General features: G+C 40.0%; 7 protein-coding genes. 3 read left to right on the top strand and 4 right to left on the bottom strand.

Annotation, left to right across the window (positions count from 1 at the left end; translation table 11 throughout):
• The first annotated feature begins 302 nt into the window (after window positions 1–302).
• Window positions 303–692 carry a plasmid mobilization protein gene (locus CCC70_RS06125; RefSeq protein ID WP_117440237.1) on the top strand — a complete coding sequence of 130 codons (390 nt, stop codon included), beginning with the start codon at window positions 303–305 and terminating at the stop codon, window positions 690–692.
• The gene (locus tag CCC70_RS06130; protein ID WP_117440236.1) at window positions 664–2316 is read left to right on the top strand and encodes a relaxase/mobilization nuclease domain-containing protein; all 1653 of its coding nucleotides are present in this window, start codon (window positions 664–666) and stop codon (window positions 2314–2316) included. The genes CCC70_RS06125 and CCC70_RS06130 overlap by 29 nt, the downstream gene beginning before the upstream one ends.
• Before the next feature lie 63 nt (window positions 2317–2379).
• Here the strand turns inward: CCC70_RS06130 and CCC70_RS06135 are convergent, their stop codons facing one another.
• Complete coding sequence (locus CCC70_RS06135; RefSeq protein WP_055282517.1) at window positions 2380–2817, bottom strand: hypothetical protein; 438 nt, start codon at window positions 2815–2817, stop codon at window positions 2380–2382.
• Window positions 2818–2938: 121 nt separating this feature from the next.
• Here CCC70_RS06135 and CCC70_RS16500 point away from each other — a divergent pair, with 121 nt between their 5' ends.
• Window positions 2939–3121, top strand: coding sequence for a helix-turn-helix domain-containing protein (locus tag CCC70_RS16500; protein WP_287084698.1), 183 nt, complete (start codon window positions 2939–2941; stop codon window positions 3119–3121).
• An 82-nt stretch (window positions 3122–3203) separates the two neighbouring features.
• Here CCC70_RS16500 and CCC70_RS06145 read toward each other — a convergent pair whose 3' ends face one another.
• From CCC70_RS06145 to CCC70_RS06155, 3 genes are read right to left on the bottom strand one after another with little or no spacing between them, the layout of a single operon-like run.
• Complete coding sequence (locus CCC70_RS06145) at window positions 3204–4055, bottom strand: YodL domain-containing protein (RefSeq protein WP_118041228.1); 852 nt, start codon at window positions 4053–4055, stop codon at window positions 3204–3206.
• Window positions 4052–4285: a transposon-transfer assisting family protein gene (locus tag CCC70_RS06150; protein WP_062807169.1), complete on the bottom strand. Its 234-nt coding sequence runs from the start codon at window positions 4283–4285 to the stop codon at window positions 4052–4054. The genes CCC70_RS06145 and CCC70_RS06150 overlap by 4 nt, the downstream gene beginning before the upstream one ends.
• Entirely contained in the window at window positions 4282–9018 is a 4737-nt protein-coding gene (locus tag CCC70_RS06155) for a DUF3849 domain-containing protein (protein ID WP_117570372.1), read from the bottom strand. The genes CCC70_RS06150 and CCC70_RS06155 overlap by 4 nt, the downstream gene beginning before the upstream one ends.
• Window positions 9019–9022: the final 4 nt, after the last annotated feature.

Genomic DNA, 9022 nt, shown 5'->3' on the forward strand with positions numbered 1-9022 from the left:
TACATATCTCATATAAATCTTTTCCTTTTCGCTATTACCATTCCCTTTAAATAATCGGCTTTTATTATGAAGGGCTTTTCTACTTTTTCAGAGCAAGTTTCGCCCTGGCTGCCAGAAACCCGGTTCCCGGATTTTGACAGCAGGCAACTTGATGGGGATTTTGCTCCCCATACCCTCAAGCACAATCAATGATTGTTTCATTGGTTCCCATTTGCATGGTCACAGCGTAATAATTTTTTATTACTTAACTTTCACAGCAGACTGTGAATTTTACTCACAAAAACAACTGGAGGATTAAAGTTATGACAAGACCTAAAAAAGAAGAAATGTATCGTAACCATCGTATTACCGTTCGTTTCACTGAGACAGAATTTTCAATTATCAAAACTGCCGCCAAACAAGCTAATATGTCATTGGCTTCTTATGTACGAACACAAGTTTTAAAAGGAAAAGTACAGACCAAAATTGAAATAGTTGCTGATGTTCCAGAAATAAAGAAACTGCTCGCAGAGTTTGGAAAGATAGGCAGCAACCTCAATCAGATTGCAAAATATTTTAATCAGGGTGGGATTCTTTCTCAGGAAATGCGAGGAGAAATAAATAAGCGACTTCGAGATTTATACGAAATGAAATATAAGGTAATGGAAATGGCAGGTGACTTTCATGGCAATACTGAAACATATAGCAAGTAAAAATGCAGATTATGGAGAAGCTGAACGTTATCTGATCTTTCAACATGACGAATATACACAGAAACCTATCCTTGATGAAAACGGTCATATGCTTATTCGTGAGGAATACTATCTTGATGGAATAAACTGCGACCCATTTACCTTTGCAGCGGAATGTCAGGAAACAAATGCTTATTTTCATAAGAACCAATCTTACAATGAAATCAAGTCACACCACTATATCATCAGCTTCGATCCTAAAGACCGGGACGAACATGGATTGACTGGAGAACTGGCACAGCAACTTGGCGTGGAATATGCCAAAGAGAATTTTCCCGGACACCAGGCACTTGTCTGTACTCACACTGACGGTCATAATGGTAGTGGAAATATTCATGTGCATATCGTAATCAACAGTATCCGCAAATATGACACTGAGCCTCAGCCCTATATGGAATTTGATCGAGATTCAAAAGCTGGCTATAAACATCATCTTTCCGATAGATACCGAATCTATTTGAAGCAAAAAGTCATGGATATGTGTACCGCCAATGGGTTGAACCAGGTAGACCTTCTAACACCTGCGGAAAGGAAAATATCTGAAAAAGAGTACTGGGCAAAACGCAGAGGACAAAAAAAACTTGATAAACACAATGCACAGCTTGAAAAGAAAGGGCTGACTCCAAGGCAGACTACTTTTCAAACCGAGAAGCAATATCTTCGTGATGCGATTGATACCGTTACTTCACAGGCAATATCACAAGAAGATTTTTCCAGATTGCTGTCTGAAAAATATAATATTACATTCAAAGTCAGTCGTGGCAGATACAGCTACCTGCATCCCAATCGCAGTAAATACATTACTGGAAGAAGCCTTGGTACGCTTTATGAGGAAAAACATCTTCTGCAAATATTTCAAGAAAATTCTACCTCACAGATTACTGAAAATCCGGTTCCTGATATTTCTCAAGTTGTTAATTCTTCAACTCCAACAGTTTCTGCCTACACTGCTACAACTACAGAAGCTCCACATACTTTCCTCTTTATAAAATCTGATTTACGGTTGGTAACAGATTTGCAGCATTGTATTAAAGCACAGCAAAGTCAGGCGTATGCTCAAAAAGTAAAACTGTCTAACCTGAAAATGATGGCTCAGACGGTTGCCTATGTACAGGAACATGGCTTTCAATCCAAGGCAGATTTAGATACAGCTCTTTCCGATGCCTCTGCTCAAAGCACTGATGCAAGAAATACACTAAAATCCACAGAGAATACTTTGAAGAATGTCAATGAACAGATTCATTATACCGGACAGTATCTTGCCAATAAATCTATATATTCTGATTACCGCAAAAGTCGGAACAAAGAAAAATTTTATGATGATCACCGGGCAGAACTTACACTCTATGAATCTGCCCTCCGAATACTCAAAGAAAAATCACAGGGCAATAAACTTCCTACATTAAAAATGCTGCGTGAGGAAAAGAATCGCTTAACAGAATTACAGACGATGCAACGTGAAGACTTTAATGCCCGACGGGAACATGAACGGGAACTCCGTACAGTGTGTTCCAATGTAGATATTATTCTTGGAACCTCACAAGCTCAAAATCGCCAGCGTGAACATACACAAGAAAAATCATAACCGACTTTTTTTCATAAAAATAGAGGTTCTTCCTTAAATCCAGGGAAGCAAACCTCTATTTCTCTATTCTACCTTTTCTCCATCTACATACAATATAAATTTTTCAGGGTTGTGGATAATATCATATTCCCCATTTTCTTCATCTGATAAATACGCTATCTCACAGAATTGCTTATTATCGTTAAAGTCGTTTTCCGTCTTATATACATTGATCTGTAATTCTGTCGGGCATACCATATCATAAGAAAACTTTATAGACTGAAAAGAATTTTCCCTGCACATTTTTATAATCTGTTTTGCCAGTTCCTTTTTATCAGCAATTTCCTCCTGATTTGCTACAACTGTTAAATGTTCCGTAGTGTTAAATCTCGTACTATTGACTGCATCAGGAATTTCCGAAAGTTCCTTCGACTGCACTCTATAAAACCCACTACATATACACAATACACATATGAAACAAACAACTACCAGTACAATTCCTTTTATCCTCTGCTTTTTCAATCCATCTCCTCCTCATTGATATGGGTTCCGAAAACAGAACCTTTGTTACTTTCTATCTTAACCCTATAATGAGGGAAAGACAAGAAAAAGGTGGAGATAGCCGTTGATTAAATATGATAAATTGTGGCTTACCATGCAAGAAAGAGGTATCACAAAATACACTCTTCACAAAGAATATCATTTCAGTAAGTCCCTGATACATCGTTTGCAGAATAATGAAGGTGTCAGTATGAACACCATCAACACTTTCTGTAATATTCTGGATTGTAAAATTGAAGATATTGCAACACACTATAAAGACTAGCCCTAACTGATTATTCGGCACTGGCCAGTCTTTTTCTATGCAAAAAAAGAAGCTAGCCACAACTGTGACCAGCCTCTCATTTTTATTTTTTTGTACGCTCCACGTCTTGTCCCATTATCTGCTGCATTGCTTTCTGTCCACTACGCTTGGCAACTTCTTCCTTTTTCTCATTCAGCTTCGCAAGAACGGATTCTTTTGGACGCTTCTTTTTATCTTTCGGTGCAGAATTATTTCTAAGTCCGTCAATCATATTATAATTTGCTTCCTCTGTGATTTCCGCACTTCGCAGGTATTCTCCATTCTCCATATACTTCTGCCAGTTATCCAGTTTCGGTTTATAGCCTTCTGTCTGCTCCTGCACTGGCGGATGAAGCGAATCAAGAATCTTCTGTTTTACTACATCATCAAATCCATTGTAAGTACCGTCTACAAGCACATTCCCGTTCTGATCTAAGACTACATACGCAACATCTTTCCCATATTGTTCATGCTCCATAAGAAAATAATTTTTTCCCTCTACCAGCAGATAATCTATTACTTCCCATGTTCCGTCTTTTCCCTCTATTTCATATCCAACTGTATCTTTGGTAAGTCCACCGCTTTCTGAAGATGTGACTTTCATAAAATCAGGAATCTCTATAAAAGTGTCTTTGTTTACATAGTAAGTGGTCATGACACCCTCATCATTCAGGATCAGCACATCACTGGTACTGACTGCATGACCTTTATAATTGTGCGGCTGTTTCTTCTCCAGCTCCTTTTTTATCTGCTCTGGTGTTTCTCCCGGCTTCATTGTTCCCAGATACACCTGTTCATAATTTGCCACCTGCACAGGAATCTGATCCTGTGCAAGTTCTTCATAGGTACGGAAAAGAAGATTTCTCAATTCCGGTTTCTTTTTTAACTGGTAAACTGCAAACTGACTTCTACTCATTCTCCATCCACCTCCAGATCTGCTTTATAAATTTCTACCGTTTTCTGCAATTCTTCATATCCCTCATCGCTAAGATAATAGAGTTTCTGAATCGTCGTGAAAATCAGCAGCTTCATATCTTCGTCCAGATATGAAAAAATCTCATCCATTGCTTCCATTGTCTGTACCCGGTTTCCTGCATCAAAAATTGCCACTGCTATATATTCATCTTCCTCAAACCTTACCATCATAATGTTACATCTCCCTTCTTATGTGCCTTGGATTTTTCTTTCGACATATTCTGCTCCTGCTCTTTTATTTTCGCCTGACGCTCTCTGAGTGCCTGAAGAACAGATTCTTTTCTGCTCTTTGGCTGCGGAAGATTTTCTTTTGGTACAGACTTATCTTCAACTGCTTTTTCCTCTATTTTCGTAATCTCCTGCTTTGAGTCAAAATATTTTTCTACATCATCCATTGCTTTCTGCACTAATGGACTTTCCTTATAATGCGGAATCATCTCCACACCTTCCCGGTCAACTTTTCCCAGTCGCATAAGATCATACGGTCCGTCATAATCGCTTCCATCATGCAGTTCAAATCCAACACCTTTTATTCCATTTATGCGTTCTGCAGGAATTGATTCATAAATGCGTAAGGCTTCTTCCAGGGTAAGGTTCTCATGATACTCACCCATAACAGGAAATTCCATACACTCCGCAACATAAAAAGTGATCGTGTCTTCCGGCTGTTTCTGCTCTGGCTGTCTGGTAAAAACAGAAAGTGTTTCTGCATTTTTCAGACGTGAAAGTAATGACTGGGCAGTGACTACATCGCTGTCTATATCCGATTCTTCTGCCACCTCAGTCAGCCAGTCTTTTAAACCTGCTGTCTCCTTGTTCAAAATATCCTCTGTGAGTTTCTCAACCTGTTCTTCCCTATTTTCAACGGTATCTTTATATTCATAAGTATCATATTCATAACTAAAATTATCCAAGTCCACTGCGAGTTTCCTGATTTCCTGCTGATCAAGATAGGCTTCCGATTCCTTTATATACTCTGCCAAAGTAATTCTTTCTTCTAAGATTGGGGTAATATCTACTTTAATGCCTGCTATTGCCATACCATACGAATTCAATTCGTTAAAAAAACTATCCTCTCGAATATTTCCTCGATAAGAAAGCACCACATCAAGATCAGAATCTGCACGATACAGGTCATCTCTACTTCTGGAACCATGTACTCTCGCCCCAATCAATGTAACTTCATTTTCCAGTCCCATTTCTTCCAGAACAGCTCTTGCATGAAATAAAACTTCATATTCAATTTCTGCCCTGCCCATTCCATTCAATGCTGTTTCACATCTGCCAAGTTCCGAAGTGAATCGAATATCTCCACTAGCCAGCACTTCTTTAGAATGACTGATTACCTTATCCCGAAACTCCCTGTCATCAACTTTTACACATTCAACATCTTCCAATCCTTCATTTTTCAAGCTGGCATACATTGCTTTCTGAATAGAATCTTCTGGATTTCCACAAGCATCTCCTGAAATTTCATGAAGTTCCTGATCATAAACCAGGTATTTATAGCCATCCTCCGTCGGTTGCACTGTTAAATACATACCAGATTTTTTAAATTGTACGGTTATTCCCTCATAATTTTTTAATGCCGCTTCCCTGTCATAACCATCAAAAAAAACCTTTGGACAATTACGTTCAAACTGTATCTTCTCCATTCTCTCTTCTTCTGCATATTCAATTTCGGCATACAGTTCTTCATAATCCATCACATTTGCATCTTCTAGGGGCAATCCTTCTTCCTCTAAAATGTTCTCCATTACTTCTGAAATAGAAATATCCGGATTATCGTAGACACCGCCATCCAGTTCCAGATAATCCTTATCATAGAATGTATAATCATAACCATCTTCTACTGTCTGGATTGTAAAATACTGCTCTCCAATCTGGTATGCTATCTCTGTATCATGTCCTGCCAGACTGTTTACTATCTCTTTAAAAGTATTGTATATCTGCGGATTCAGCCATCCTTCCACTTCCTGGCAATCATAAATCAATGTATCTATTCCATTCTTACACTGGATAAAATCAAGACTACCTCGCAACGGTGCTGTATTTTCAATTCCAAGAGCTTTCATTTTATGATTAGGCAGAGAGTAATATGCTCCGAGGGCAGCTCCAAGATCCTTATATCGCTCAATCTTCATTCCACCTTTTGCTGCCAGATCTTCGATCACATAATATTGGTCAATATAATGATTTTCTGGCATTTTCAGGTCAATGCCATTATTTTCTCTGACTTTATGTATCTCGAAAAAACTGAATTTCTGTTCTTCCCCCTGCTGATTCTGTCCGGTCAATGTCGGCTCCCATGTATCCGTACTGATTGACTGCTGTTCCATGATTTTCATAACTGTTCCGTCTGCTAAGATGACTGTTGCCTGGTCTGGAATGTCCATCAGGTCATATACCGTTGCACCATTTTCTTCCAGATATTCTGAAATAGCTTCCCTGGCTCCTTCATCAAATCCATGCCAGATGTCTTCTGCCACCAGTGTTCCATTTTCCGATACGATAATATCTGCCACGTCCTGACCGTATTCCTCACTCCTCATCTGGAAGAATCGCTCCCCATGATACGTTTTCATATCCATCGCATACCAGGTGCCTGTATGTCCGTCTGCTTCATACTCTCTTGTAGTTTCAGTGATATGCTGATTTTTCACACCAAGCACCTCTTCCAGTTTCCGGGTACGGATTTCTTTTCTTGCCATATCAATAAATCCATTCAGGACTGCAGGATGGCTGCCCACAATATAGTCCCTGTTCAGATTTATTCCTCTGCTGATATTTTCCGGAATATCAATGCCATCTGCCCACCGTTTATTGCCATCAGAAAATCTTCCATCATAAGAAAGTTGCTTTAATGTGTTTGCCAGAACAAAGGCAACACGTTCTTCTCCATATTTTCCGATCACATCTATCGCAGTATCCGGGTTCAGACTCATGCCATCAAAGTTTTCTGTGATTGCCTGTTCGATTGCATTTTTACAGTCAATATTCAGTTTTCTGGAATCCAGGTAAGCATCTACATTTCTCTCCTGCATAGCCTTTTCCAAAGTTCCCATATAAACTTCCGGATATGCTTTTACCGGATTGGCATTTAACATCTCAGCTCTCTGTGCCACAAAGTCCGGCAGTTCTGTAAAACCAAAGGAATCCACATAGTATGCGGTTAATCTGCCGCCCCGGTTCATAATGATCACATCACTGACTGACATGGAATGCCCGGTAAAATCGTTTGGTCGTTCTATATTAAAACGCTCAAAAAGATTGTCCAGTGTCGTAGCATCTCTCAGTCTTTCACTGTAAACCATCTGATAGTCTTTGCCATCTACGGTAAATCCCATTTCTTTTGCCGCTTCCAGACTTAAAAATTGGTACCCTCTTTCTTCCTGTCCGCTGTTGATCTGGTAAATTCCATAGCGGTTTCCATCACTTTCTAAAAGAAGTGTTTCTTTGATTTTTGCTTTTTCTTCCGGTGTCATAACCGTTTCCTGACTTCTCCGGTAATTTTCCCATTCAAATTTCGTCACTCCGAATAACCCGTCATGCTGTAAAATATCCAGTTCCAGATTCATAACCCTCTGTGACTGTTCCTGACCACTCACTGCTCCGGTCAGCCCGTAAACTGTTACTCCCTCATGGTGCAGTTCCACTGCCCGTTCCCTGGTAAGCGGAAGCATACTTTCTGAATAAAATCCGGCTTCATGCAATTCTGATAAACCGATCATCGAATCCGGCAGACTGTCAATCTGTTCCTCCGCTTCTTCAATCAGTTTTAGTACTTCTTCCCTGTTTCCATCCAGAATAGATTCTGCAAGATTCTCTGCCAGTTTTTCCGTTGCTTCCCTGTCATCCAGTTTATAAGCAAAATTTGCGATAAGATTTCTCTGGTCATTGCTGAAAATCGTCCGTTCCTGCTCCAGACGGTTGATGGTCTGCTCCGCATACTGCATGGCACTCAGTTCTTCTGTCTGCTCCACAGCAATTACTTCCTGCTCTGGTCTTTCGATCTGAAGTTCCTTGAGTTTTTCCTCAATCTGTCCGATCATATCAGCAGAAGTCTTACGGATGGTGTCCATAGAAGCACGAAGCTCTTTCATATTTTTACCGGAAGACCAGCTTGCAATATAGGAAAAGGAATACTCTGATGTATCCAGTCCAAAATGGTTACACACCACATAAGCAACACTTTCTGCTTCCACTTCCCTTGTAAGCTGGTCTTTTACAATGCCCTCCGCTTCCATCTGGTCACGATCATGCAAGACTGCATGTGCGGTTTCATGCACCGCTGTTTTCATAGTCTGCGCATCACTCATGCCTAGTTGGACAGCGATATATTTATCGACAAGCTGATAAAAGCCTTTCGCCTCCCCGTCAATCTCAATAAAGCGGATAGGAACCGGGGCAACCATCTTTAATGCTTCCATAAAATCATGGTAGATCAGAACATCCCCCTCCAGTTCCGATACCTCAAACTCTGGAATCGGTTCTCCTGTGGTCTGACTGACATCAAATACTGTCGTAACCCGGAATCTTGTAATGACACGTTCTACTACTTCTGTTTCCGGCTGTCCATCTTCCCCGATCACAATCTCTCCTGTTTCCGGATCAGTTTTTTCAATCTCCTGTTTCTCTTTATACGGAGCCGGGGCAATGATCTGGATGCCCTTTTCCCCTCTTTTTACCTGCCGGTTGAATTTCTTCTGCCATGCCTGATACCCTGCTACCAGTGTTGCTTCCGGTTTCTGCATGGCGATCAACAATGTATTATTAAAACTGTAATTATGGAACTTTGCCATTGTGTTCAGATATTCGGTATATTTTTCTGATGTGAATATTTCTGCAACGCCCTGTTCCAACTGCTCTGTAATCTGCTTTAACTGCTCTTCTCTGTTTGCCATAATC

The sequence above is a fragment of the Blautia sp. LMAG:89 genome (genome assembly GCF_008679485.1).
GTDB classification, from domain to species: domain Bacteria; phylum Bacillota; class Clostridia; order Lachnospirales; family Lachnospiraceae; genus Blautia_A; species Blautia_A fusiformis.